This window comes from Mesorhizobium sp. M0998 (assembly GCF_040318885.1).
Classification (GTDB): domain Bacteria; phylum Pseudomonadota; class Alphaproteobacteria; order Rhizobiales; family Rhizobiaceae; genus Mesorhizobium.
Genome location: NZ_JAMYND010000002.1, coordinates 1 through 24,095 on the forward strand (window position 1 = coordinate 1; position 24,095 = coordinate 24,095).

The following is a 24,095-nucleotide window of genomic DNA, read 5'->3' on the forward strand; positions in this document are numbered from 1 at the left end:
TACAATGCAGAGCGCCCGCACGAGGCGATCGCCGGCGCCGTGCCGCTCGACCGCTACCGGTCTTCCCCGCGCGACTTCAGGGAGACCCAGCAGCCCTTCGACTATGCGCCCGGCGACCATATCCGCAAGATCCAGCAGAAGGGCGCGACCTCGCTGTTCGGCCGCCACTTCAAGATCTGCAATGCCTTCGCCGGGCGCGCCGTCGCCTTCCGTGCGACCGACAAGGACGGCGTCTTCAACGTCTTCTTCCGCCATCAGAAAATCCAAACCATCGACCTCAACCTCGTCGAGAGATAGCATGGAGCACTGTTCGCGATGTCCTCGCACACCTGTTCGCGATGTCTCCGGTCCAAACAGGGGGGAGATTGGCAGCTTGACGGGCAGCGCGAACCTCGCAAACAGAACCTCAATCCGGCCCGAACCCCGGCGATGTCGCACTGCCGTCATCCAGCTTCGACAGCCATTCGACCAGCGTCGCGCGGTAGCGCGTCAGGCCTTTGTAGTTGGCGAGTTCCTCGGGCAGGTCGCGGATGACGCGGTGCAGGCGCCTTGCCCATTTCGGCTGCGTCACCAGCTCGTCCATCTTGATCAGGTAGCAGCGGATCGGGAAGACGATCGCATTCGAGCGCGGCAGCCGCCAGAAGCTCTGCAGCTCGACGCGCAGATGGACCTTGTCGCCGACGTTTTTGGGCGTCACCGTGGTCCGGTCCGGACCCCATTTGTGATAATTTTCCGGGCTGGTATCGAGGCGCGGATTGATGGTCATCGTCCAGTTCAGCCGGCGCGCCGGCTTGCCCTGCTGGATATTGGAGAGGAATTTCAGCGCCCGGACGAAGATGCCCTTCTCATGCGCCAGCGGCACCGGCGCGTGCCATTCGAAGAAGTTCATGCCGATGTCGAAATCGAGCGACCAGTCGGCCTGGGTGGTGACCATGCCGGCATCCATCCACAGATTGCCGTCGCGCTGGTCGAGGATGCAGAAATCGCCCTGGCTCTGGCGGGTGATGTATTCCATCGGCCCATAGGGGAGCGTCGAGACGTCGCCGAAGGTGAAGCTGTCGTCGATGCCGAGCGGCCGGTTGATCCAGCGCCAGCGGTCGCCATGGCGCGTCAGCGTGAAATGCTCGGGATAGCCCAGCGCCTGCTGCTCCATCAAAAGCTCGAGCAGATCCCAGCCGGCCAGCGTCATGTGCGGCAGCGACTGGCAGCGCAGCGGATCCTCGGCCAGCACCAAAGCGCGGTCCTGCATCTCGGCGACATAGTGCTCGTCGACGTCGATCAAATTCTCCAGCACGCTGCCCTTCGGCCCGACGACATGCGGCTCGATGTTGACGGCATACATGTAGCTGTCTTCATGGAACGGGAACGGGAACCGCCTGATGTGCTCGGGGCTGTTCCTGAAGGTGAAGTCGTCGCGGAACGTTTCCTTGCGAAAGGTGATGCCCAAGCTCGCCTCCTATCTTTCCAGTACCAGCGACCTGCCCTCGAAACGCGAGACGCAGGGCATGATCTTGCAGCCCGAACGGTGGTCTTCCTCGCTCAGCCAGTGGTCGTTGTGGATGAATTTGCCGTCATGCGAAATGACGTTGGTCTCGCACTGGCCGCAGACGCCGCCGCGGCAGAGATAGGGCGGATCGACGCCGGCCGCCTCGATCGCCTCGAGCAGGCTCTGCTGCTCGTCGACACGGATGGTCTTGCCGCTGAGCGCCAGCGTCACGTCGAAGGGCGCGCCGGGCTGGGGTGCGGCGAAATGCTCGAAATGCACGGTCTCCGGAGGCCAGCCGAGGGCCGCGGCACGCTCGCGCACCCAGCCGATCATGCCGGACGGGCCGCAGACATAGAGATGCGTGCCGAGCGGCTGCGACGACAGCAGCCGGTCGAGATCGACGCGCTCGTCGCGATCGTCGTGATAGAGCCTAACCCGGCGATCGTAGCGCTCTCTCAGCAGGTCGGCATAGGTGCCGAGCGAGGCGGTGCGGCAGGTGTAATGCAATTCGAAATTGCCGCCTTCCGCCGCCAGCTGCGCGGTCTGCGCCATGAACGGGGTGATGCCGATTCCACCGGCCAGCATCAGATGCTTCCTGGCCCGAAGATCGAGCGAGAACAGGTTGACGGGGTAGCTCACCACCATCTCCGTGCCCGGCCTGACATGCCTGTGCATGAACAGCGAGCCGCCGCGGCCGGCGTCGTCGCGGCGCACCGAGATGGTGTATTCGCTGGTGTCGAGCGGCGAGCCCATTAGCGAATAGGGATTGAGCCTGGTGCGTTCGCCATCGCGCATCTCGACGACGACATGGGCGCCGCCGGAGAAGGTCGGCAAAAGCTCGCCGTCGCGCCGGCGGAAATGAAAGCGCGTCACCAGTTCGTTGACCGGGACGACATCGCTGACGACGACATCGAGCTTGGTGGTGCCGGTGCTCATCGAAAGACCTCCTCGATCGGAGGAATTTCGCTGCGGTCCTCGGCGTTGATGCAGACGCCCTGGAAGGCGGCGAGCCGCCGCGAATAATGATCGCGCACCAGAAGCAAGAGGCCGCAATGCGAACAGGTTGCCGGCTGCGTCGTCACGTTCTCGGTGATGCCCTTGCAGTGGACGCACTGCATGCGGCGCGCCAGCGAGCCGCGATGCTCGGTCTGAACCGAGGTGTGGTCGATGCCGGCTTCCAGCGCCGCCTGCATGGCCTGGCCGATCAGCCCCTCGGTGCCGGCAAGATAGAGCCTGAGTCCCATATGCGCGTTGGCCAGCGTCTGCTTCAGCCGCGGCAGGGCGCTGGCAAAGGAATGGCCGAGGTAGAACTGTGCCGGCTTCAGGGCTTCGAGCGCATCGGCGTATTTGCCGTCGCGGCCGGGAATGAAGATGATGTGGGCGCCACCGAAGAAATCCGCCGGTGCCTTGGCGGCCAAATCGGCAATCGCCAGCGCTCCCTCTGCATCCGCTATGAAAAGATGATGCTTGCCAGGCTGCGGAGACAGGGTCCCATAGACCGGGCGACTGATGATGCTTTTCGCTGCCATACCCGCAGTATGCCTCAGCCTTTCGCCGTGCGCTTGGTCTTCTTCGGATCATCGAAAGGAAGCGGCTCGGCGGTTGCGCTGATGGTGCCGCTCTTGTTGCGGATCTCGAGCCTGGTGCCCTGCACCGCGCAGTCGACGTCGAGTCGGGCAATGCCCATCGATTTTTTGACCAGCGGCGAATACATGGCGCAGGTCACCACGCCGACCTTTTTGCCGTCGCGATAGACCGGCGCGCCCTCGTCGGCCGGCTCCTTGCCTTCGAGCAGCACGCCGAAGATCTTGAAGCGCTCCTTGCCCTTGAGGCGGTAGTGCTCCTCGGCACCGCGAAAGCCCGTCTTGCCGGGGCTGACGGTGAAGTCGAGACCAAGCTCCCACAGTGTGTCGCCGGGGCCTTCGTTCTCGAACGGGTATTTCTGCGAATTGTCGTAGGGGTAAAACAGCAGGTAGCTCTCGACGCGCAGCATGTCGAGCGTGGTGAAGCGGCACGGGATGATGCCGGCACTCTTGCCCTCGTCGAGGATCCTGTCCCAGATCGTTCCGGCGTCCTGGCCACGGCAGAAGATCTCGTAGCCGCGCTCGCCGGTGTAGCCGGTGCGCGAGATCATCACCGGAAAGCCGAACAACTGGGTCTGCATGTGGTGGAAATAATTGAGGTCGCGAATGCCGGGCACATGCTTTGCCAGATAATCGACGGCGGTCGGGCCTTGCAGCGAAAGATCGTGCAGATTGTCGTCGAAGCGCAGCGACACGTCGCGACCGACGGAAGCGCGCTGCAACTCTTCATGGCCGGTGCCCGAGCCATGCACGACCATCCAGGAATTCGGGCCGGTGCGGTAGAGGATGCAGTCGTCGGTGAACTTGCCGGCCTCGTTGAGCATGCAGGCATAGGCCGACTTGCCGGGATAGATCTTTTCGACGTCGCGCGTCGTCGCCAGGTCGATCAGGTGCGAGGCGTGCGGCCCGGTGATGTGGACCTTCTTCAAGCCGGACACGTCCATCAGGCCGGCCTTGGTGCGGATGGCGATATACTCTTCGTCGGCGTCCTTGTCGTAGGTCCAGGCGGTGCCCATGCCGCTCCAGTCCTCGAGCTTCGAGCCGAGCGCGCGATGGCGGTCCGCAAGCGTCGAAAATCTCCAGGATGCCGTCATCCGCTGTCCTCCGTTCGAAAGAAACTTTTTTGCTTTCCCCTGCTCCCTGCACACAGGCGGGAGCGTTGGCTTGAATATTGATCGCAAACGCCGGGAGCCTGCAATACCCGTAAGCAAATAATTTCATTGTCAGGCAAATCCGGCGCGCCCAAACAAACGGTTAACGTCGCGTAAAATCGTCTTGACAATTCCACAATTCGGCCGGATTTTATGAAAAAAATTTCACTCTCTTGAAAGATGGCAATGACCGGCCAATCTGGACCGGCGTTGAAAAAGGGGAAAGCCGATGTCCGACCTGCAACAGCGCGTGGAAGCGCTGTACCGTTCCGACGTGCTTGGATCCATGCTCCTGATCGTCTGCCTGTGGGCGACGATCCTCTTTGTCCTGTTCATGACGTGGCCATACGTCCCCGACGCCGGCATCAAGCTCGTCGTCGCGGTCGCCGCCGCCGCCGTGCTGATCTTCAACACGGCCGCGATCCTGGCGATGGTCAACCACTACAAGGAAGACAAGGACTTCATCTACGGCCTCGACATCAAGAATGCCGACGCCTACCGCAACCGCAAGTCCTGAGGGGGAGACGCATGGCCCGCTATACACCGCCCGAACAGAGCAAGGCCGGACAGGTTTTCGATATCGCCGTCGTCGTGGTCGCGATTTTCGTCGCGCTGTGGCTGCCGCTGAAACTAGGGCTGGCAGGGGCGGCAAAATCCATCGACGCGCTCGACGCCAAGACGTGGGAAGCGCTCGGCCAGAACCCGACCATGGCCTCGATCTGGGAAAAGCTCGGCTACACGCCGGAAACCGCGCACGACATCATTCAGAACCGGTTCCACTACATCATCGACTGGCCGACGCTGATCATCATGGCGGCAGTGCTGATCGGCTATTTCATCTTTCTGTTCCGCGCATCGGACCGCGAATACCGCGACGTCATCGACGAAAAGTTCGGCGACAAATAGATAGGAAGCATCGTCATGTGGGTGGCACTCTCTTACGCATGCTGGGGCATCTCGATCGTGCTCGCGCTGTGGATGCTCTACGACTGGTTCAAGATCGACACGACCTATTCCGAAGAGATGCTGACCTCGTCCAGGGAAGGCGAACTTGAAGCCGTGTCCGAAAAACACCGGATCTGAGTGGGGGATTGAACGATGACGATCACGGCTGAACCAGCGGTGCAAGTGCAGGGCGACAGGGTTTCACTGCTCAGGGTGCTCGGCCCCGCCCATGTCTGGGCGCTCGGTGTCGGCATCGTTCTGGTCGGCGAATTCACCGGCTGGAATTTCGCGGCGGACAAGGGCGGCGCGCTGGCGGCGCTGATCGTCTGCTGGATCGTCGGCCTGCTCTACACCTCGGTCGCGATGATCGATTCCGAAGTTACCTCGACGGTTGCCGCCGCCGGCGGCCAATATGCGCAGGCCAAGCACATTGTCGGGCCGCTGATGGCCTTCAACGTCGCGCTGTTCCTGGTCTTTGCCTACACCATGCTCGAAGTGTCGGACGCGATCCTGCTCGGCGACACCATCGTCGCCAAGGCCGGCGTCGAGGGCCTCAACCACAATTCCTTCATCGCCGCGACAATCGTCGTGCTGGCATGGCTGAACTATCGCGGCGTGCTGATGACGCTCAACGTCAACTTCGTCATCACCGCCATCGCCTATGTCTCGATCGTCATCCTGTTCTTCTCGGTCAGCCCGTGGACGCAAGGCGCCGTGCTCAAGCTCAACGAGTTGGTGACCCCGGGCAACGCCCTGCCCTACGGCTGGATCGGCGTCATCGCCGCCTTCCAGTTCGGCATCTGGTATTATCTCGGCATCGAGGGCACCACGCAGGCCGCCGAGGAAGTGCGCTCGCCGGCGCGCTCGCTGCCCTATGGCACGATGGCCGGTATGATCACGCTTCTGATCGCCGCCGCCATGACCTGGTATGTCTGCGCCTCGATGATGCCCTGGGAATATCTCGGCATCACCTATTATCCGCTGTGGGATGCAGGCAAACTGACCGGCAGTGCGCTGCTGGAGAACCTGTTGTTCATCGCGACGCTGCTTGCCGCGCTCGCCTCCGCCAATGGCTGCATCAACGACGCCGCGCGCGCCTGGTTTTCGCTCGGCCGCGACCGCTATCTGCCGACCTGGTTCTCGGCGGTGCATCCGAAATACCGCACGCCCTATCGCTCGATCCTGTTTCTGCTGCCGATCGCGCTCGCCTTCGCCTTCATCGCCGACCTCAACCAGGCGATCACCTTCTCGATCCTGTCGGGCGTGCTGCAATACACTTTCATGAGCATCAACATCATCATGTTCAGGAAAAAGTGGCCGCTCGGCTCGATCCGCCGCGGCTACACCCATCCGTTCCATCCGCTGCCGGCGATCGTCTTGTTCTGCCTTTGCGTCGTCACCTTCTTTGCGATCTTCCTCGGCTTCGGCTCGCAGCTGATCGCCATGGTCGCCTTCTACTTCCTGATCTCGCTGTGGTTCCACTTCTACCGCTACAAATTCGTGCGCCGTGGCGCCCAGTTCACCATGCCGTGGCCGAAGCCGCAGGGCTACTGACGGCGCGCCCGGTCTGGGCGGGCATTTGCGTGACGAGGTGCGTTAGGTGATCTCAGCATTGCTCGCCGGGGCGGTTGCCCTGGCTCTCGTCCTCCATATAGCCTGGCTTGCGCGGGCCAGCCGCGCCAAGGCTTCGACCGGGCTTGCCGCCGACGAAGCCGGCGTCCGCGTCGTCGTCCCCGACGCGGCCAACGTCTCGGACGGCACTGCCGGCGTCGTCACCTTCGCCGGCTCGTGGAACGGCCGGCGGGTGCAGGTGCGGACCATCGTCGACACGCTGGCGATCAGGAAGCTGCCGGCGCGCTGGCTTAGCGTTTCGATCACCGAAAAGGTCGCGATACCAGGCACTTTCGATATGATGATGCGGCCGGGATCGCCGACGACTTTTTCCAATTTCGATCATCTCGTCCACCCGCTGCCGAAGGCGGCGGGGTTTCCGGCCGAGGCGGTGCTGCGGAGCGACCGCAAGGGCGTGCGCTTCCCCGAAGCCATCATCGCCGGCCACCTCGATGTCTTTGCCGAGGAGCGCGCCAAGGAATTGCTGATCACGCCGAACGGCGTGCGCATCGTCTGGCTGCTGGCCGAGGCCGAGCGGGCGCGCTACGGCGTATTCCGGCAAGCCGAATTCGGCACGGTCAGGCTCGATCCGGTGCTGATCGAGAGGCTGCTGTCGTCGGCTTCGGCGCTGCGCGATGCCATCAATCAAAGCGAACGGCAAGCGGCATGACCAGCCAGATCACCACCTCCCCCGCACCACCGAGCCCCTATCTGGTTCTGGGCGCTGCGATCGTTTTGCCGGCGAGCGGGCATGTCGTGCTCGGCGTGCCGGTGCGCGGCCTACAATTCCTGTTCTTCATGGTGATCCTCGCCTGGGTCACCGCCAAGATCGCGCCGCCCGACGCCAGCTTCGTCGGACGCCATGCCGGCGGCTTCCTGATCTATGCCCTGTCGATCCTGGATGCCTACAAGATCGCCCGCATCCGCTATGCCAAATGGGTTCACAATGGCGGCCAGCGCAGCGATAGTGCGGCCGGCGGCGCCTCAGCCGATATATAACGACAGGAAAATTTTTTTCATACCAATTGAATTCCCGGGACTCATTCGATACATCTCGGAGGGAACAAACTCGCGGAGGCTGACATGTGCGGAATCGTCGGACTGTTTTTGAAGGACAAGTCGCTCGAGCCCCAGCTTGGCGCGATGCTGTCGGAGATGCTGATCTCGCTCAGCGATCGCGGTCCCGACAGCGCCGGCATCGCCATCTATGGCGCGCCCTCCAATGAAGCCAAGATCACCATCCAGTCGGCCAAGCCGGAGCGCGATTTCCGCAGCCTCGACGCCGAACTCGCCAAGGCAATCGGCGCGCCGGTGAGCATTGCTGCGAAGTCGACGCATGCCGTGGTCCGGACGACGCCTGCCAAGATCGACGAAGCACGCGAGACGATCCAGGCGCTGCGCCCCGACATCCGCATCATGGGCGCCGGCGACGTCGTCGAAATCTACAAGGAAGTCGGCTTGCCCGAAGCGGTCGTCGACCGTTTCGGCGTCCGCGAGATGACCGGCACGCACGGCATCGGCCATACCCGCATGGCGACCGAATCGGCGGTGACGACGATGGGCGCGCATCCGTTCTCGACCGGCGCCGACCAGTGCCTGGTCCATAATGGCTCGCTGTCCAACCACAACAATGTCCGCCGCGAGCTGATCCGCGAAGGCATGACATTCGAGACCGAGAACGACACCGAGGTCGCTGCCGCCTATCTCTCCTCGCAGATGGCGCATGGCAAGAACCTCGGCGAGGCGCTGGAAGGCACGCTGAGTGATCTCGACGGGTTTTTCACCTTCGTCGTCGGCACCAAGAACGGCTTCGGCGTGGTGCGCGACCCGATCGCCTGCAAGCCCGCCGTAATGGCCGAAACCGACCAGTATGTCGCCTTCGGCTCGGAATATCGTGCGCTCACCAAACTGCCCGGCATAGACAATGCGAAGGTCTGGGAACCCGAGCCCGCAACCGTCTATTTCTGGGAGCATTGAACCAATGCCGGCAATTAACCTCTCCAAGGCGGCTCGCGAGCCGGGCCATGCATCACGGGTCTTCGATCTGGCCGAAATGTCGCTGCGCGAGCTCAACCAGGCGCTGCACGATCTGGCGCCCGGTTCGAACGAGACCGCCTGGGAGGTGCTCCACCCGCGAGGCAGCCATTCGGTCGCCGTCGGCGTCGACCAGCCGGTCGCCATCGATGTGCGCGGCAGCGTCGGCTATTATTGCGGCGGCATGAACGACGGCGGCACCATCACCGTGCATGGCTCGGCCGGGCCCGGCGTCGGCGAGAACATGATGTCCGGCCAGATCGTCGTCAAAGGCGATGCCAGCCAGTATGCCGGCGCCACCGGCCGGGGCGGGTTGCTCGTCATCGAAGGCAACGCGTCGTCGCGCTGCGGCATCTCGATGAAAGGCATCGACATCGTCGTCCATGGCAATATCGGCCACATGTCGGCCTTCATGGCGCAGTCCGGCAACCTCGTGGTGCTGGGCGACGCCGGCGATGCGCTCGGCGATTCCATCTACGAGGCGCGGCTTTTCGTGCGCGGCAAGGTCGAAAGCCTCGGCGCCGACTGCATCGCCAAGGAGATGCGGCCCGAGCATCTCGAATTGCTGCAAGGCTTGCTCGACCGCGCCGGTGTGACCGGCGTCAAGGCGGCGGAGTTCAAGCGTTATGGCTCGGCTCGTACCCTCTACAATTTCAATATCGACAACGCCGACGCGTATTGAGGCTCAATGACCTATCGCAACCCGCCGACGACGCCGCGCAAATCCGCGACCTTCGACGACTACACGCTTTCCGAGATCCGCCGCGCCGCGGCGACCGGCATCTATGACATCCGCGGCGCCGGCGCTAAGCGCAAGCTGCCGCATTTCGACGACCTTCTGTTCCTCGGTGCCTCGATCTCGCGCTACCCGCTCGAAGGCTATCGCGAGCGCTGCGACACCAGCGTCGTGCTCGGCTCGCGCTATGCGAAAAAACCGATCGAACTGAAAATCCCGATCACTATTGCCGGCATGAGCTTCGGCTCGCTGTCCGGCCCGGCGAAGGAAGCGCTTGGCCGCGGCGCGACGCTGTCCGGCACCTCGACGACGACCGGCGACGGCGGCATGACCGAGGAAGAGCGCGGCCATTCGAAGACGCTGGTCTACCAGTATCTGCCGTCACGCTACGGCATGAACCCGCGCGACGTGCGCCGCGCCGACGCGATCGAAGTGGTCGTCGGCCAGGGCGCCAAGCCAGGCGGCGGCGGCATGCTGCTCGGCCAGAAGATCTCCGACCGCGTCGCCGAAATGCGCACGCTGCCGAAAGGCATCGACCAGCGCTCGGCCTCGCGCCACCCCGACTGGACCGGGCCGGACGACCTCGAGATCAAGATCCTCGAACTGCGCGAGATCACCGACTGGGAAAAGCCGATCTACGTCAAGGTCGGCGGCGCGCGGCCCTATTACGACACCGCGCTTGCGGTGAAATCGGGCGCCGATGTCGTCGTCGTCGACGGCATGCAGGGCGGCACTGCGGCGACCCAGGAAGTGTTCATTGAAAATGTCGGCCAGCCTACGCTTGCCTGCATCAGGCCGGCCGTGCAGGCGCTGCAGGACCTCGGCATGCACCGCAAGGTGCAGCTGATCGTCTCCGGCGGTATCCGCAACGGCGCCGACGTCGCCAAGGCGCTGGCGCTCGGCGTCGATGCGGTGTCGATCGGCACGGCAGCGCTTGTCGCGCTCGGCGACAACGACCCGCGCTGGGAGGCGGAATACAACGAGCTCGGCACCACCGCCGGCGCCTATGACGACTGGCATGAGGGTCGCGACCCGGCCGGCATCACCACGCAGGATCCCGAGCTAATGAAACGGGTCGATCCGATCGCGGCCGGCCGACGGCTGGCGAATTATCTTAAGGTGATGACACTTGAGGCTCAGACAATCGCCCGCGCCTGCGGCAAGAACAGCCTGCACAATCTCGAGCCCGAGGATCTTGTGGCCTTGACGATCGAAGCCGCCGCCATGGCCGGCGTGCCGCTGGCCGGCACCAACTGGATACCGGGCAAGAACGGCTTCTAAGACAAACCAAATGCCAGTAAGCGAGGAACTATAATGGGGAACGATCTCGCCGCCTTCGCCAAGGAAAAGGGCGTCAAATATTTCATGATATCCTACACCGACCTGTTCGGTGGACAACGCGCCAAGCTGGTGCCGGCGCAGGCGATCGCCGACATGCAGCGGGACGGTGCCGGCTTTGCCGGCTTTGCCACCTGGCTCGATCTGACGCCGGCGCATCCCGACATGCTGGCGGTGCCGGATCCGGCCTCGGTGATCCAGTTGCCTTGGAAGCCGGAGGTCGCCTGGGTCGCCGCCAACTGCATCATGGACGACAAATCGGTCGAGCAGGCGCCGCGCAACACGCTGAAGCGGTTGATCGCGGAGGCTGCTGGCGACGGCATGCACATCAAGACCGGCGTCGAGGCCGAATTCTTCCTGATCTCGCCGGATGGCAAGACGATTTCCGACGAATATGACACGGCGTCGAAGCCCTGCTACGACCAGCAGGCGGTGATGCGCCGCTACGACGTGATCGCCGAGATCTGCGACCACATGCTGGCGCTCGGCTGGGGCGCCTACCAGAACGACCACGAGGACGCCAACGGCCAGTTCGAGATGAACTGGGCCTTCGACGATGCGCTGGCGACCGCCGACAAGCATTCCTTCTTCAAATTCATGGTGAAATCGGTCGCCGAAAAGCACGGCCTGCGCGCAACCTTCATGCCTAAACCCTTCCAGGGCCTGACCGGCAATGGCTGCCATGCGCATATCTCGGTGTGGGACAAAGACGGCAAGACCAATGTCTTTGCCGATAATGCGATGGAGCTCGGCCTGTCGGCCAAGGGCAGGAATTTCCTCGGCGGCATCATGAAACATGCGTCCGCGCTTGCCGCCATCACCAACCCGACGGTCAATTCCTACAAGCGCATCAACGCACCGCGCACCATCTCCGGCGCCACCTGGGCGCCGAACACGGTGACCTGGACCGGCAACAACCGCACCCACATGGTGCGCGTGCCCGGCCCCGGCCGCTTCGAGCTGCGCCTGCCGGACGGCGCGGCAAACCCCTATCTGCTGCAGGCCGTCATCATCGCCGCCGGCCTTGACGGCGTCCGCTCGAAGGCCGACCCCGGCAGGCGCTACGATATCGACATGTACCAGTTCGGCCATACGGTCGAGGGCGCGCCGAAGCTGCCGCTCAACCTGCTCGACGCGTTGCGCGAGTTTGACAACGACAAATCGCTCAAGGCGGCGCTGGGTGAGGAATTCTCGTCGGCCTATCTAAAGCTGAAGCAGCAGGAATGGAATTCCTATGCTTCCCACTTCACCCAGTGGGAGCGCGACCACACGCTCGACATCTGATCCGGAATTGTTGCACGCCCGGCGCGAAACAGGTTCATGAAATACTCGATCTTCTCCCTCGCCCGGGCGGCATTTTCCGGCCATAAGAACTGGCAGCGCACCTGGCGCGACGCCAGCCCGAAGAGCCACTACGACGTGGTGATCATCGGCGGCGGCGGCCATGGCCTGGCGACGGCATGGTTCCTCGCCAGCGAATACGGCATCAGGAATGTCGCGGTGCTGGAAAAAGGCTGGATCGGCTCCGGCAATGCCGGCCGCAACACCACCATCATCCGCTCCAATTACGGGCTGCCCGGCAATACCGGCTTCTACGAGCTGTCGATGAAGCTGTGGGAGCGGATGGAGCAGGACCTCAACTACAACACCATGGTCAGCCAGCGCGGTGTCATCAACCTCTACCATTCCGACGCGCAGCGCGATGCCTATGCGCGGCGCGGCAACACCATGCGCATCAACGGCATCGATGCCGAACTGCTCGATCTGACGGCGGTCAGGAAGATGATGCCGTTCCTGAACTTCGACAACGCACGTTTCCCGGTGCAGGGCGGGCTTTTGCAGCGGCGCGGCGGCACGGCGCGGCACGACGCCGTGGTCTGGGGCTATGCGCATGCGGCGAGCGCGCTCGGCGTCGACATCATCCAGAACTGCGGGGTGACCGGTTTTGTCCGCGATGGCAGCGGCAAGGTGACCGGCGTCGACACGAGCCGCGGCAGGATCGGCGCGGCCAAGGTCGGCATGGCGGTCGCCGGCTCCTCGTCGCGCGTCGCGGCGATGGCCGGCATGCGGCTGCCGATCGAAAGCCATGTGCTGCAGGCCTTCGTCTCCGAGGCGATCAAGCCGCTGATCCCCAACGTCATGACGTTCGGCGCCGGGCATTTCTACGTCAGCCAGTCCGACAAGGGCGGCCTGGTCTTCGGCGGCGACATAGACGGTTACAATTCCTATGCCCAGCGCGGCAATCTGCCTGTCATGGAAGACGTGTGCGAGGGCGGCATGGCGCTGATGCCGATGATCGGCCGGATACGGCTGCTGCGTCAGTGGGGCGGCATCATGGACATGTCGATGGACGGCTCGCCGATCATCGACAAAACACCGGTCAACGGGCTCTATCTCAACGCCGGCTGGTGCTATGGCGGCTTCAAGGCGACGCCCGGCTCCGGCCTGGTCTTTGCCCATCTGCTGGCGCGCGACGAGCCGCACAAGGAGGCTGCCCGCTTTCGTCTCGACCGCTTCCGGCGAGGTGCGATGATCGACGAAAAGGGCCAGGGCGCCCAACCGAACCTGCATTAAAGGCTGGCTGAAGAAGCATGCGCATTGTCTGTCCCTTCTGCGGCGAACGCGAACTCGGCGAGTTCACCTATCTGGGCGACGCCAAGCCGGTGCGTCCGGCGGCCGGCGCCACCGAAGACGAGGTCTTCGACTACGTCTATCTGCGCGACAACATCGCCGGGCCGATGAGCGAATACTGGTACCATGGCGGCGGCTGCCGGGCCTGGCTGAAGGTCGCCCGCAACACGCTGACGCATGAGATTTCGGCGGTCGAACCGGCTGCAGGCGTTGGTGCCGCCGAGGTTGGGGCCTGATGGTTGGCCCCGCGCAGACACACCGGCTGGAGAGCGGCGGTCTCATCGATCGCGCCGCGCCGCTGGCCTTCCGCTTCGACGGCAAGAGCTTTGCCGGCTTCCAAGGCGACACGCTGGCCTCGGCGCTGATCGCCAATGGCGTTAAGCTGGTCGGCCGCTCGTTCAAATACCATCGGCCGCGCGGCATCCTGACCGCTGGTTCGGAGGAGCCCAACGCGCTGGTCGAACTGCGCAGCGGAGCGCGGCGCGAGCCGAACACCAAGGCGACCACGGCCGAACTCTATGACGGGCTCGAAGCCGCCAGCCAGAACCGCTGGCCGTCGCTGCGCCACGATCTGATGGCGGTCAATCAGCTGTTCGCGCCGATCTTCGTCGCCGGCTTCTACTACAAGACCTTCATGTGGCCGGCGAAATTCTGGGAAACGATCTACGAGCCAACGATTCGCCGCGCCGCCGGCCTCGGCCGCGCTGCAGGCGTCGCCGATCCCGACCATTACGACAAGGCGTGGGCGCATTGCGACGTGCTGATTGCCGGGTCCGGCCCGGCCGGGCTGGCTGCGGCACTGGCGGCCGGGCGCGGCGGCGCCCGCGTCATCCTGTGCGAGGAAGATTTTGCGCTTGGCGGCCGTCTGCTCGCCGACGGCGGCATGATCGACGGCGCGCCGGCGGCCGAATGGATTACGCGCACGCTGGCCGAACTCGCCGCACTGCCCGATGTCCGCATCATGACCCGCACGACATTGTTCGGCGTCTATGATGGCGGCACCTATGGCGCCATCGAGCGGGTCAACGACCACCTGCCCTCGCCGCCCGAGCACCAGGTGCGCCAGCGGCTGTGGCGGATCGTGGCCAAGCGCTGCGTCGTCGCCGCCGGCGCCATCGAGCGACCCATCGTCTTTGCCGGTAACGACACGCCGGGCGTAATGATGGCTTCGGCTATGCGGACCTATGTCGCGCGCTACGCGGTTACCCCTGCCAGGAGGATCGCGCTGTTCACCAACAATGAGGATGGCTGGCGCACGGTCGAGACCGCGCTTGGCGCCGGTTTGCAGATCGCGGCGGTCGTCGATGCGCGCCCGGACGTCTCCGCCGCGCATCGCGCGCTTGCCGCCAAAGGCGGCTTTGCCGTGCTCAACGGCTCGGTCAGCGGGGTCGAAGGCGGCAAGGACGGCGTAAGGAAAATCGCGGTATCGCTCACCGGTGGGGCGCGCGCCGAGGTCGAGGCCGACGGGCTAGCCGTCTCGGGCGGCTGGAATCCGGCAGTCGGGCTGACCTCCTATCATCGCGGCCGGCCGAAATGGCAGGACGATATCGCAGCCTTCGTGCCGGATGGTGCGCCGCCCGGCATGATGGCCGTCGGCGCCGCCAACGGCGCCTTCGGGCTGGGCGACTGCCTGCGCCAGGGCTTTGCCGCGGGTGCTGCGGCAGCGCAGAGTGCTGGACGCGGCGGCAATGCCGGCACATCGCCGGTCGCCGACAGCGAGGCGTTTTCGCTGACGCCGCTTTGGTATGTGGCCGGCAAAGGGAAAGCCTTCGTCGATTACCAGCATGACGTGACCGCGTCCGACATCGAGCTGGCGCAGCGCGAAGGTTTCGAATCGGTCGAGCATCTCAAGCGCTATACGACGCTCGGCATGGCCACCGACCAGGGCAAGACCTCGAACGTCGCCGGTCTCGCCATCATGGCGGCAATCAGCGGCAAATCGATCCCCGAAACCGGCACGACGATCTACCGCCCGCCCTATGTGCCGGTCGCCGTCGGCGCTTTCGCCGGCCATCATCGCGACGAAGACTTCCATGCGACGAGGCTGACGCCATCGCATCACTGGGCGGCCGAGGGCGCGATCTTCGTCGACACCGGCCTGTGGAAGCGCGCGCAATGGTATCCGCGCGCCGGCGAAAAGGACTGGCTGGAGTCCGTCACCCGCGAGGTCAAGGCGGTGCGCTCCGGCGTCGGCTTCTGCGATGTCTCGACGCTCGGCAAGATCGACGTGCACGGCCCGGATGCCGGCGCCTTTCTCGACCGCGTCTACATCAACACCTTCTCCAGTCTCGCCGTCGGCAAAGCCCGCTACGGGCTGATGCTGCGCGAGGACGGCATCGTCTATGACGACGGCACGACGTCGCGGCTGGCCGAGGACCACTATTTCCTGACCACCACCACCGCCAAGGCCGGGCTGGTGATGCAGCATCTCGAATTCTGCCGGCAGGTGCTGTTCCCCGAATTCGACGTGCAGCTGACATCCGTCTCCGATCAATGGGCGCAGTTCTCGATCGCCGGGCCGAAGACCCGGGACCTGCTTCGGGAAATCGTCGATCCGGCGGAGGATTTGTCGAACGAGGGCTTTCCCTTCATGGGGGCGCGGGAAGTCGCGCTTCGCGGTGGCATCAAGGCGCGGCTGTTCCGCATCTCGTTTTCGGGCGAAATGGCGTTCGAAATTTCGGTTCCCGCCCGCTATGGCGAGGCGCTGTTGCGCAATTTGATGCTGGCCGGCAAGCCGTTCGGCGTTACGCCCTACGGTACCGAGGCGCTCGGCGTCATGCGCATCGAAAAGGGCCATGTCGCCGGCCCGGAGCTGAACGGCACGACGACCGCCGCCGACCTCGGCCTCGGCAAGATGATGTCGACCAAAAAAGATTTCATCGGCCGCGTCATGGCCGGGCGCGAGGCGCTGATTGCCCCAGACCGGCAGGTCGTCGTCGGCATCAAGCCGGTCGACAAGACGCGCCGCCTGCGCTCCGGCGCGCATATCATTCCGAAAGGCGAGACGCCCGGTCCCGGCAACGACCAGGGCTATGTCACTTCGGTCTGCTTCTCGCCCATGCTCGACCAGTGGATCGGGCTGGCGCTTGTTGAGCGTGGCCGCGAGCGCATCGGCGAGATCGTCCATGCGCATGACCCGCTGCGCGGCGAAGACTACGACGTCGAGCTGTGCAGCCCGGTCTTCTACGATCCGGATGGAGGGCGCCAGCGTGGCTGAGTTTTCCTGGATTGCCCGCAGTCCGCTGGAGAAAGCGCTTGTTGTCGGCGCCTATGGCGCGCGTGGCACGGCGGCCGGCGTATCGCTCACCGAGATCCGCAATTTCGATCTGATCCAGGTGATGGCGCGGCGCGGCAAAGCGGCAGAACTGGCGAAGGCCGCCGAAACCCGCTTCGGCGTTGCCGCCCCGGAAACGCCCAAGGCGACCCGAGCTCCCGACGCTACGCTGATCTGGTCGGGACCGGATCAGTTCCTGGTCCTGTCCAATGGCGGCAAGCACGCGAGCGAACCGCTGAGCCAGGCGTTTGCGCAATCCGCCTCGTTGTCCGACCAGTCGCATGCGCGCGCGCTGATCAGCGTTTCCGGAGAAAAGGCGCGCGCGATGCTGGCCAAACTGTCGTCGCTAGACCTGCACCCCGCGGTGTTCCCGGCCGGCACCGCTGCGGCGACCTCGCTCGATCACACCAGCATCAATTTCTGGCGCGGCAATGACCGGCCGGACGGACAGGCGGTGTTCAATCTTCTGGTGTTCGCCACCTTCGCGGGAAGCCTGTGGCATACGATGCTGGACGCTGCCGCCGAGTATGGCGTCGAGATCAGCCACAGCGAGGAGTTGGCATAGCCTTGGCGCGTCTTCCCTTCTCCCCTTGTGGGAGAAGGTGGATCGGCGCGCAGCGCCGAGACGGATGAGGGGTGTTCCAGCGGAGTGAGAGGCTGGCGTTCCCTGGAACACCCCTCATCCGTCGCCTTCGGCGACACCTTCTCCCACAAGGGGAGAAGGGGGAGCTTGTGCCACCTTCACCTTGCCAAACCCGATCCCCCTGCTATTCTTCCCGCTAAAATAATTTCACACACAGGCAAACTTGTTTCTCGAAACCAAGGTTGAGATGAGCCAGTCGCCCTACCCCGCCGTCGTCGCCGGACCGCCCCGGCCGAGCCTGATCCTGCGGCCAGGCCAGATTACGCTGCCGGCCGGAATGGAGCGCTACACGGTTCAGGGCAATGGCGCGGTGCTGATCGAGGTCGAGGCCGGCGACATTGTCACCGTGCGCGATGTCGAGGGCGGGCAGGCCTGCGAGCTGCTGGCATGGGACAGCAGCGAGGCGACCGATCCCGGCATTCTCGGCGAGAAATCGAACAGCAATGCCGCCGGCATCAAGGCGCTGCTGGCCGAAGGCGATGACAGCCTCGCATCCTTGCGCCGGGGGCTCGAGCGGCGCCAGGTGCAGCTCGACCAGGCGAAGGCGGTTCGCGTTTTCGGCGGCGCCACCCCTGCCGGTACCGAACAGGCTTTTACCGTCGCCCGCGATGGGTCGATGCTGATTGCCGCGCCCGGCGGGCCGATGCTGGTCGACGGCCACGATACGGCGACGCCGCTTAGCGTCATCGTCCGTCGCGCCACCATCCGCCCGGCAGCGAAATCCAGGCTTGCCGACCCGCTGGCCGATCCCGTGCTCGACCTGCGCGTCCATTCGGCGACGGCGGAGGCCTACTTCGTCAAGGCGGGCGACTATCTGCAGATCATCGATGTCGACGGGCGCCAATGCACCGACTTCCAGTGCTTTTCGGCGCGCAAGCTGGACAAGGGCCGCGATCATCCGCTCGACGTGACGACGACGCGCACGCTGATGGGTTCGAGCTATCCGATGCCCGGTCTGCACTCAAAATACTACGACCAGGACATGGAGCCGCTGGTCGAGGTTGTGCAGGACACTTGCGGCCGCCACGATGCATTCGCGCTCGCCTGCGCGGCCAAATATTACGACGACATCGGTTATCCCGGCCATCCCAACTGCTCGGAGAATTTCAACCGCGCGCTGGCCGACAAGGGTGTCACGCCTCGCGCCGGCTGGATGGCGATCAACTTCTTCTTCAACACGGCCATCGACGCGCATGGCGTCGTGGTATCGGACGAGCCGTGGTCGCGGCCGGGCGACTATGTGCTACTCAAGGCGCTCACGGACATCGTCTGCGTCTCGTCCGCCTGCCCCGACGATACGACGCCGGCCAATGGCTGGAACCTGACCGACATCCATGTGCGAACCTATCCCGGCCAGCACAAATTCTCGCGAGCGATCGCCAGACGCATGACGCCCGAATCGGAACCGAAAATGACCCGCGAGACCGCCTTTCATTCGAGCTTTGCCAAGCACACCCGCAACTTCGTCGAGTACAAGGGCTATTGGCTCGCCAATTCCTTCGCCAGGCAAGGCCCGATCGATGAATACTGGGCCTGCCGGCAGGACGCCGTGATCATGGACCTGTCGCCGCTGCGCAAGTTCGAGGTCACCGGGCCGGACTCCGAGGCGCTGCTGCAATACACGCTGACCCGCGACATCAAGAAGCTCGGCGTCGGCCAGGTCGTCTATTCCGCCATGTGCTACGAGCATGGCGGCATGATCGACGACGGCACGCTGCTCAGGCTCGGCAAGGATAATTTCCGCTGGGTCGGCGGCGACAATCTATCCGGCCAATGGCTGCGGGAAACGGCGCAAAAACTCGGCCTCACCGTGCTGGTGCGCTCCTCGACCGACCAGATGCACAATGTTGCCGTGCAGGGACCGAAAAGCCGCGACGTCCTGCGGCAGATCATCTGGACCTCGCCGCTGCAGCCGTCGATCGACGAACTCGAATGGTTCCGTTTCGCCGTCGCCCGCATCGGCGGCGGCAACGGCATTCCGGTCGTTGTCTCGCGCACCGGCTACACCGGCGAGCTCGGCTATGAGATCTGGTGCCATCCGCGCGACGCCGAAAAGGTGTTCGACGCGATCTGGCAGGCCGGCCAGCCGCACGGCCTGAAGCCGATGGGGCTGCAGGCGCTCGATATGGTGCGTATCGAGGCCGGGCTGATCTTTGCTGCTCACGAGTTTTCCGACCAGACCGACCCGTTCGAGGCCGGCATCGGCTTCACCGTACCCCTGAAGACCAAGAGCGACGATTTCATCGGCCGCGAGGCGCTGATCCGGCGCAAGGAAAACCCGCAGAAGAAGCTGGTCGGCCTCGACATCGACGCCAACGTCGCCGTCGGCCACGGCGATTGCGTGCATATCGGCCGCGCCCAGATCGGCGTCGTCACCTCGGGCATGCGCTCGCCGGTGCTGAACAAGACCATCGCGCTGGCCAGGCTCGACGTCGCGCATTCGGCGATCGGCACCGAGGTCGAAATCGGCAAGCTCGACGGCCACAGCAAGCGGCTACCGGCGCGCGTCGTCGCCTTCGCCCATTACGACCCGCAAAAGACCAGGCCGCGCTCCTGATCGACGCTGCCTGGTTCTTCCCTTGTCCCACAAGCGCAATGTGCACAGCGTCACAAAGCGCTTGACGTGAAAGCCCGTTGGGTCAATCTTCACTGCTAAGAAAAAAATACTACTGAGCGGAAAACGCCTGGGGCCGTTCAACGTGAGCGTCGATGACGCCTCGCGAGATTGCGGCTGTTGCCGATGGGGAACATCAAAAATGGGGAATCCACGTAAATGAGCACGATAGTCACCACCTTGGTGCCGCCTGCCGAAGGGCAGCTGCACCGGAACATCGACTGGCGCGGCGCCTTCTGGGTGGCAAGCGGCGTTCCGGCCCTTGTCCTGTTTTCGATCGGCGGCATCGCCGGCACCACCGGAACACTGGCCTTCCTGATCTGGGCCGTATCCATGGTCATGGGCTTCCTGCAGTCCTTCACCTATGCGGAGATCGCCGGGCTGTTCCCGAACAAATCCGGCGGCGCCTCGGTCTACGGCGCCACCGCGTGGCTGCGCTATTCGAAATTCATCGCGCCGCTTTCGGTGTGGTGCAACTGGTTCGCCTGGTCGCCGGTGCTGTCGCTCGGCTGCTCGATCGCCGCCGCCTATATCCTCAACGCACTGGCGCCGGTGCCGCTGTTCACCGACACGTCGCCGGAGGTCGCCGCCTATATCGCGGCCCATGCCGGAACCAGCGCCGCCGACGCCATCACCGCGGTCACCGCGGCGGCGACGCCGGCGATCCGTAACTGGACGCTCTACGGTCACACGCTTGGCCCGGTTTCCTTCACCTTCAACGCCACCTTCTTCATCGGCGCGGTGCTGATGCTGATCATCTTCTCGATCCAGCATCGCGGCATCCTGGGCACGGCCAACGTGCAGAAATATATCGGCCTGCTGGTCATCATCCCGATGCTGATCGTCGGCGTGGTGCCGATCGTCACCGGCCAGATCAACTGGGCAAACTTCTCGCCGCTGGTGCCGCTCGCGGCAGCCTATGCGCCGGAGCCCGGCGCGTGGAACATCGCCGGCTGGACGCTGGTGCTCGGCGGCATGTTCATCGCGGCGTGGTCGACCTACGGCTTCGAGACCGCGGTCTGCTACACCTCCGAGTTCAAAAGCCCGGGCACCGATACCTTCAAGGCGATCTTCTATTCCGGCCTGTTGTGCATGCTGCTGTTCATCCTGGTGCCGTTCACCTTCCAGGGCGTGCTCGGCTTGAACGGCATGCTGGCGACGCCGATCGTCGACGGCTCCGGCGTTGCCGACGCGCTGGCCGGTATGGTCGGCGGCGGACAGCTGATCCACAGCCTGCTGGTGATGCTGATGATCCTGGCGCTGGTGCTCTGCATCATGACGGCGATGGCCGGCTCCTCGCGCACGCTCTATCAAGGCTCGGTCGACGGCTGGCTGCCGCGCTATCTCAGCCATGTCAACGAGCACGGCGCCCCGACGCGGGCGATGTGGACCGACCTGATCTTCAACCTGATCGTGCTGGCCATCGCCTCGGCCGACGCAACAAGCTTCTTCTTCATCCTCGCCGTGTCGAATTGCGGCTACATCATCTTCAACTTCCTTAACCTCAATGCCGGCTGGATCCACCGCATCGACAATGGCCACATCGCGCGGCCATGGAGGGCGCCGAGCTGGCTGCTCGGCCTCGGCGCCATCTTTGCCTACGTCAACGCGGTCTTCATGGGCGCCGGCGCCAAGGTCTGGAACCCGATGGCATTGTGGGCCGGGCTGATCACGGCAGCCTTGATCATCCCGGTGTTCTGCTTCCGGCACTACATCCAGGACAAGGGCAAATTCCCCGACCACATGCTGGCCGATCTCGGCATGAGCTCGTCCGACCTTGCGGTGAAAAAGGCGGGGATGCTGCCCTATCTGACGCTGGTCGCCGGCGTCGTGGTGATGCTGCTCGCCAACTGGCTGTTCGTCATCTGACGGCTGCGTTGAGGGATCGGGCACGCAAGGCGCGCTCGATTCCTGCATTTTGTTCTTGCTTTGTGCCGGCAGCTATGCTAATAATTTTGGTATGGTGCTGATTCGCCCCGAGACCCGCCGCTGAGGCGGGTTATTCTTTTTAGGGGCTATTCGGCAGCGGTGCCGGCGCGGGAGCGACCGCCAAGCGCTGCACCGATATCCTCGAGGACCTGTCCGACGCGCGCCTGGATCGTCTCGGACGCAAGCACGCCGTCGATGAAATCCCTGTCCGAAGCGTAGATCGCGGTCGGCAGCGTAAAGGCCTCGAAGAAGCCGAACAGCGGTCTCAGCTGGTGCTCGATGATCAGCGCATGCCGGTCGCCGCCGCCGGTCGCCAGCAGCACCACCGGCTTGCCCCTGAGCGCCGTTGGGTCGACAAGATCGAAGAAGTGTTTGAACAGGCCGGTATAGCTGCCCTTGTAGGTGGGCGAGCCAACGACGAGCACGTCCGCCGCGACGACGCGCTTGAGGATATCGCCCGCTTGCGCATCCAGTTCACGCGCCCATTTGGCGCCACCGAGGCTGGGGCCGAGGTCGACGACGTCATGCGTGCTGGCGGCCAGGCCATATCTGCCGGCTACCTCGTTCACGATACGATCGACGAAGCCGCGCGTCTTGGACGGCCGGGTGAAATTGCCTGAGAAACCGACAACGGCCGGATTGGTCATGATGCAAAGCCCTCGCGATGATTTCGGGCTGCCAGCCCGCTGCTGACCCTATGGACATTCGGGCCGAACGAAAAGAACGGATGCTTGCCACGGTCTAAAATCATTACCGGTTCTAGCCAGCTTTGCGGATCGCTGCCGTCTCAGGTTGGAAGAACCGGTTTGGCGGCCGCTTCAGGCCAAGATTTTCGCGCAGGGTCGATCCTTCGTATTCGCTCCTGAAAATGCCGCGCCGCTGCAATTCGGGCACGATTTTCTCGACGAAATCATCCAATCCGGCGGGAAGATAGGGGAACATGACGTTGAACCCGTCCGAGCCTTCGGTGACCAGCCATTCCTCCATCTCGTCGGCGATGGTTTTCGAAGTGCCGACGAAGGCAAGACCGGAATATCCGCCCAGCCGCTGCGCAAGCTGCCTGACGGTCAGGTTTTCCTTGCGCGCCAGTTCGATGACGCGCTCGCGGCCGCTCTTGCTGGCGTTGCTTTCCGGGATTTCGGGCAAGACTGAATCCGGATCGAACCGCGACGCGTCGTGGCCGAGCGCGATCGACAGCGAGGCGACGCCGCTCTCGTAGTAGACGAGGCTGTCGAGCTTGGCCCGCTTCGTCTGCGCCTCCTCGACAGTCTCGCCGACAATGACGAAGGCGCCGGGCAGTATCTTGATGTCGTCGCGCGACCGGCCAAGTTTTTGCGCACGTCCCTTGACGTCGGCAAAGAAGCGCTGCCCCGAGGCGAGATCGGCATGGGCGGCGAAGATCACCTCGGCCGTTTCCGCCGCGAGCTGCCGTCCGGCCTCCGACGCGCCGGCCTGCACGATGACCGGCCAGCCCTGCACCGGCCGCGCGATATTGAGCGGTCCCCGCACCGAAAGATATTCGCCCTTGTGGTCGAGCACATGCAGCTTCGCCGGATCGAAATAGAGCCCGCTTTCGGCGTCGCGGATGAAGGCATCGTCGGCAAAACTGTCCCACAGGCCGGTGACGACATCGTAAAACTCCCGCGCCCGGCGATAACGCTCGTCGTGCTCGACATGCTCGTCGAGGCCGAAATTCAGCGCGGCGTCGGGATTGGATGTGGTGACGATATTCCAGCCGGCGCGCCCGCCGCTGATATGGTCGAGAGAGGCGAAACGACGGGCGATGTGGTACGGGGCGTCGAACGTCGTCGAGGCGGTTGCGATCAGCCCTATACGATCGGTGACGGCAGCAAGCGCCGACAACAGCGTGAACGGCTCGAAGGACGTGACCGTGTGGCTGCGCCGCAGCGCCTCGATCGGCATGTTGAGCACGGCCAGGTGGTCGGCCATGAAGAAGGCGTCGAACTTCGCCGCTTCCAGCCTTTGCGCGAAGTGCTTGAGATGCGCGAAATTGAAGTTGGCGTCGGGATAGGCGCCCGGGTAGCGCCAGGCGCCGGTATGAAGGCTGACGGGCCGCATGAAAGCGCCAAGCCGCAATTGTCGATTTTCTGCCATGGAAA

General features: G+C 64.0%; 22 protein-coding genes and 1 pseudogene. 17 read left to right on the forward strand and 6 right to left on the reverse strand.

Going from position 1 to position 24,095, the window contains the following annotated elements; genetic code table 11:
• Nucleotides 1-297, forward strand: a pseudogene (locus tag NKH59_RS01815) (IS481 family transposase); the annotation flags it as partial.
• A gap of 109 nt (nt 298-406) precedes the next feature.
• Here NKH59_RS01815 and NKH59_RS01820 read toward each other — a convergent pair.
• Genes NKH59_RS01820 through NKH59_RS01835 form a run of 4 tightly spaced genes read right to left on the reverse strand, consistent with a single transcriptional unit; the run spans nt 407 to nt 4,163 of the window.
• The gene (locus NKH59_RS01820) at nt 407-1,447 is read right to left on the reverse strand and encodes a heme-dependent oxidative N-demethylase family protein (protein WP_353014204.1); all 1,041 of its coding nucleotides are present in this window, start codon (nt 1,445-1,447) and stop codon (nt 407-409) included.
• A gap of 9 nt (nt 1,448-1,456) precedes the next feature.
• Nucleotides 1,457-2,422, reverse strand: a complete 966-nt coding sequence (locus tag NKH59_RS01825) for a PDR/VanB family oxidoreductase (protein ID WP_353020715.1) — start codon at nt 2,420-2,422, stop codon at nt 1,457-1,459.
• Nucleotides 2,419-3,015, reverse strand: a complete 597-nt coding sequence (locus NKH59_RS01830; protein ID WP_352542204.1) for a dimethylamine monooxygenase subunit DmmA family protein — start codon at nt 3,013-3,015, stop codon at nt 2,419-2,421. Before NKH59_RS01830 ends, NKH59_RS01825 begins: the two co-directional genes overlap by 4 nt.
• Before the next feature lie 14 nt (nt 3,016-3,029).
• Nucleotides 3,030-4,163, reverse strand: a complete 1,134-nt coding sequence (locus NKH59_RS01835; protein ID WP_352542205.1) for an aminomethyl transferase family protein — start codon at nt 4,161-4,163, stop codon at nt 3,030-3,032.
• A gap of 286 nt (nt 4,164-4,449) precedes the next feature.
• On the opposite strand from NKH59_RS01835, the gene NKH59_RS01840 reads away from it, so the two are divergent.
• From NKH59_RS01840 to NKH59_RS01915, 16 genes are all read left to right on the forward strand, one after another.
• Nucleotides 4,450-4,737 (forward strand): hypothetical protein, encoded by a 288-nt coding sequence (locus tag NKH59_RS01840; RefSeq protein ID WP_353020717.1) that lies wholly within the window; start codon nt 4,450-4,452, stop codon nt 4,735-4,737.
• A gap of 11 nt (nt 4,738-4,748) precedes the next feature.
• Nucleotides 4,749-5,126, forward strand: a complete 378-nt coding sequence (locus NKH59_RS01845; RefSeq protein ID WP_023673992.1) for a hypothetical protein — start codon at nt 4,749-4,751, stop codon at nt 5,124-5,126.
• Between the two features lie 15 nt (nt 5,127-5,141).
• Nucleotides 5,142-5,303: a hypothetical protein gene (locus tag NKH59_RS01850; protein WP_023673991.1), complete on the forward strand. Its 162-nt coding sequence runs from the start codon at nt 5,142-5,144 to the stop codon at nt 5,301-5,303.
• A gap of 15 nt (nt 5,304-5,318) precedes the next feature.
• Entirely contained in the window at nt 5,319-6,719 is a 1,401-nt protein-coding gene (locus NKH59_RS01855; RefSeq protein WP_352472309.1) for an APC family permease, read from the forward strand.
• 46 nt (nt 6,720-6,765) lie between these two features.
• On the forward strand, nt 6,766-7,446 hold the full coding sequence (locus NKH59_RS01860) for a hypothetical protein (protein ID WP_352542206.1): 681 nt from the start codon (nt 6,766-6,768) through the stop codon (nt 7,444-7,446).
• Nucleotides 7,443-7,775 carry a hypothetical protein gene (locus tag NKH59_RS01865; RefSeq protein WP_352542207.1) on the forward strand — a complete coding sequence of 111 codons (333 nt, stop codon included), beginning with the start codon at nt 7,443-7,445 and terminating at the stop codon, nt 7,773-7,775. Before NKH59_RS01860 ends, NKH59_RS01865 begins: the two co-directional genes overlap by 4 nt.
• 84 nt (nt 7,776-7,859) lie before the next feature.
• Nucleotides 7,860-8,753, forward strand: coding sequence for a class II glutamine amidotransferase (locus NKH59_RS01870; protein WP_352542208.1), 894 nt, complete (start codon nt 7,860-7,862; stop codon nt 8,751-8,753).
• Nucleotides 8,754-8,757: 4 nt separating this feature from the next.
• A complete protein-coding gene (locus NKH59_RS01875; protein ID WP_352453795.1) occupies nt 8,758-9,492 on the forward strand; it encodes a GltB/FmdC/FwdC-like GXGXG domain-containing protein in 735 nt (244 codons plus the stop codon).
• Between the two features lie 6 nt (nt 9,493-9,498).
• The gene (locus tag NKH59_RS01880) at nt 9,499-10,827 is read left to right on the forward strand and encodes an FMN-binding glutamate synthase family protein (protein ID WP_353020719.1); all 1,329 of its coding nucleotides are present in this window, start codon (nt 9,499-9,501) and stop codon (nt 10,825-10,827) included.
• A gap of 33 nt (nt 10,828-10,860) precedes the next feature.
• Nucleotides 10,861-12,168 carry a type III glutamate--ammonia ligase gene (gene glnT, locus NKH59_RS01885; protein WP_023673983.1) on the forward strand — a complete coding sequence of 436 codons (1,308 nt, stop codon included), beginning with the start codon at nt 10,861-10,863 and terminating at the stop codon, nt 12,166-12,168.
• Nucleotides 12,169-12,204: 36 nt separating this feature from the next.
• On the forward strand, nt 12,205-13,458 hold the full coding sequence (locus tag NKH59_RS01890) for a sarcosine oxidase subunit beta family protein (RefSeq protein ID WP_353020722.1): 1,254 nt from the start codon (nt 12,205-12,207) through the stop codon (nt 13,456-13,458).
• A 17-nt stretch (nt 13,459-13,475) separates the two neighbouring features.
• The gene (locus NKH59_RS01895; RefSeq protein ID WP_352472303.1) at nt 13,476-13,751 is read left to right on the forward strand and encodes a sarcosine oxidase subunit delta; all 276 of its coding nucleotides are present in this window, start codon (nt 13,476-13,478) and stop codon (nt 13,749-13,751) included.
• Nucleotides 13,751-16,732 (forward strand): sarcosine oxidase subunit alpha, encoded by a 2,982-nt coding sequence (locus NKH59_RS01900; protein ID WP_353020724.1) that lies wholly within the window; start codon nt 13,751-13,753, stop codon nt 16,730-16,732. Before NKH59_RS01895 ends, NKH59_RS01900 begins: the two co-directional genes overlap by 1 nt.
• On the forward strand, nt 16,725-17,354 hold the full coding sequence (locus NKH59_RS01905; RefSeq protein ID WP_353020725.1) for a sarcosine oxidase subunit gamma: 630 nt from the start codon (nt 16,725-16,727) through the stop codon (nt 17,352-17,354). Before NKH59_RS01900 ends, NKH59_RS01905 begins: the two co-directional genes overlap by 8 nt.
• A 265-nt stretch (nt 17,355-17,619) precedes the next feature.
• Nucleotides 17,620-19,989 carry a trimethylamine N-oxide demethylase gene (locus NKH59_RS01910; RefSeq protein WP_353020727.1) on the forward strand — a complete coding sequence of 790 codons (2,370 nt, stop codon included), beginning with the start codon at nt 17,620-17,622 and terminating at the stop codon, nt 19,987-19,989.
• A gap of 216 nt (nt 19,990-20,205) precedes the next feature.
• Nucleotides 20,206-21,915 (forward strand): trimethylamine N-oxide permease, encoded by a 1,710-nt coding sequence (locus NKH59_RS01915; RefSeq protein ID WP_353020729.1) that lies wholly within the window; start codon nt 20,206-20,208, stop codon nt 21,913-21,915.
• A 146-nt stretch (nt 21,916-22,061) separates the two neighbouring features.
• On the opposite strand, the gene msuE is transcribed toward NKH59_RS01915, so the two are convergent.
• Nucleotides 22,062-22,622 carry an FMN reductase gene (msuE, locus tag NKH59_RS01920; protein WP_352455213.1) on the reverse strand — a complete coding sequence of 187 codons (561 nt, stop codon included), beginning with the start codon at nt 22,620-22,622 and terminating at the stop codon, nt 22,062-22,064.
• Between the two features lie 112 nt (nt 22,623-22,734).
• Nucleotides 22,735-24,090 (reverse strand): LLM class flavin-dependent oxidoreductase, encoded by a 1,356-nt coding sequence (locus NKH59_RS01925; RefSeq protein WP_352502051.1) that lies wholly within the window; start codon nt 24,088-24,090, stop codon nt 22,735-22,737.
• Nucleotides 24,091-24,095: the final 5 nt, after the last annotated feature.

Coding starts and splice junctions, on each gene's coding strand:
- NKH59_RS01915 (WP_353020729.1), top strand. CDS start 20,206: ATGAGCACGATAGTCACCACCTTGGTGCCGCCTGCCGAAGGGCAGCTG.
- NKH59_RS01910 (WP_353020727.1), top strand. CDS start 17,620: ATGAGCCAGTCGCCCTACCCCGCCGTCGTCGCCGGACCGCCCCGGCCG.
- NKH59_RS01875 (WP_352453795.1), top strand. CDS start 8,758: ATGCCGGCAATTAACCTCTCCAAGGCGGCTCGCGAGCCGGGCCATGCA.
- NKH59_RS01840 (WP_353020717.1), top strand. CDS start 4,450: ATGTCCGACCTGCAACAGCGCGTGGAAGCGCTGTACCGTTCCGACGTG.
- NKH59_RS01880 (WP_353020719.1), top strand. CDS start 9,499: ATGACCTATCGCAACCCGCCGACGACGCCGCGCAAATCCGCGACCTTC.
- NKH59_RS01850 (WP_023673991.1), top strand. CDS start 5,142: ATGTGGGTGGCACTCTCTTACGCATGCTGGGGCATCTCGATCGTGCTC.
- NKH59_RS01825 (WP_353020715.1), bottom strand. CDS start 2,422: ATGAGCACCGGCACCACCAAGCTCGATGTCGTCGTCAGCGATGTCGTC.
- NKH59_RS01870 (WP_352542208.1), top strand. CDS start 7,860: ATGTGCGGAATCGTCGGACTGTTTTTGAAGGACAAGTCGCTCGAGCCC.
- NKH59_RS01900 (WP_353020724.1), top strand. CDS start 13,751: ATGGTTGGCCCCGCGCAGACACACCGGCTGGAGAGCGGCGGTCTCATC.
- NKH59_RS01830 (WP_352542204.1), bottom strand. CDS start 3,015: ATGGCAGCGAAAAGCATCATCAGTCGCCCGGTCTATGGGACCCTGTCT.
- NKH59_RS01895 (WP_352472303.1), top strand. CDS start 13,476: ATGCGCATTGTCTGTCCCTTCTGCGGCGAACGCGAACTCGGCGAGTTC.
- NKH59_RS01925 (WP_352502051.1), bottom strand. CDS start 24,090: ATGGCAGAAAATCGACAATTGCGGCTTGGCGCTTTCATGCGGCCCGTC.
- NKH59_RS01845 (WP_023673992.1), top strand. CDS start 4,749: ATGGCCCGCTATACACCGCCCGAACAGAGCAAGGCCGGACAGGTTTTC.
- NKH59_RS01865 (WP_352542207.1), top strand. CDS start 7,443: ATGACCAGCCAGATCACCACCTCCCCCGCACCACCGAGCCCCTATCTG.
- NKH59_RS01835 (WP_352542205.1), bottom strand. CDS start 4,163: ATGACGGCATCCTGGAGATTTTCGACGCTTGCGGACCGCCATCGCGCG.
- glnT (WP_023673983.1), top strand. CDS start 10,861: ATGGGGAACGATCTCGCCGCCTTCGCCAAGGAAAAGGGCGTCAAATAT.
- NKH59_RS01890 (WP_353020722.1), top strand. CDS start 12,205: ATGAAATACTCGATCTTCTCCCTCGCCCGGGCGGCATTTTCCGGCCAT.
- NKH59_RS01855 (WP_352472309.1), top strand. CDS start 5,319: ATGACGATCACGGCTGAACCAGCGGTGCAAGTGCAGGGCGACAGGGTT.
- msuE (WP_352455213.1), bottom strand. CDS start 22,622: ATGACCAATCCGGCCGTTGTCGGTTTCTCAGGCAATTTCACCCGGCCG.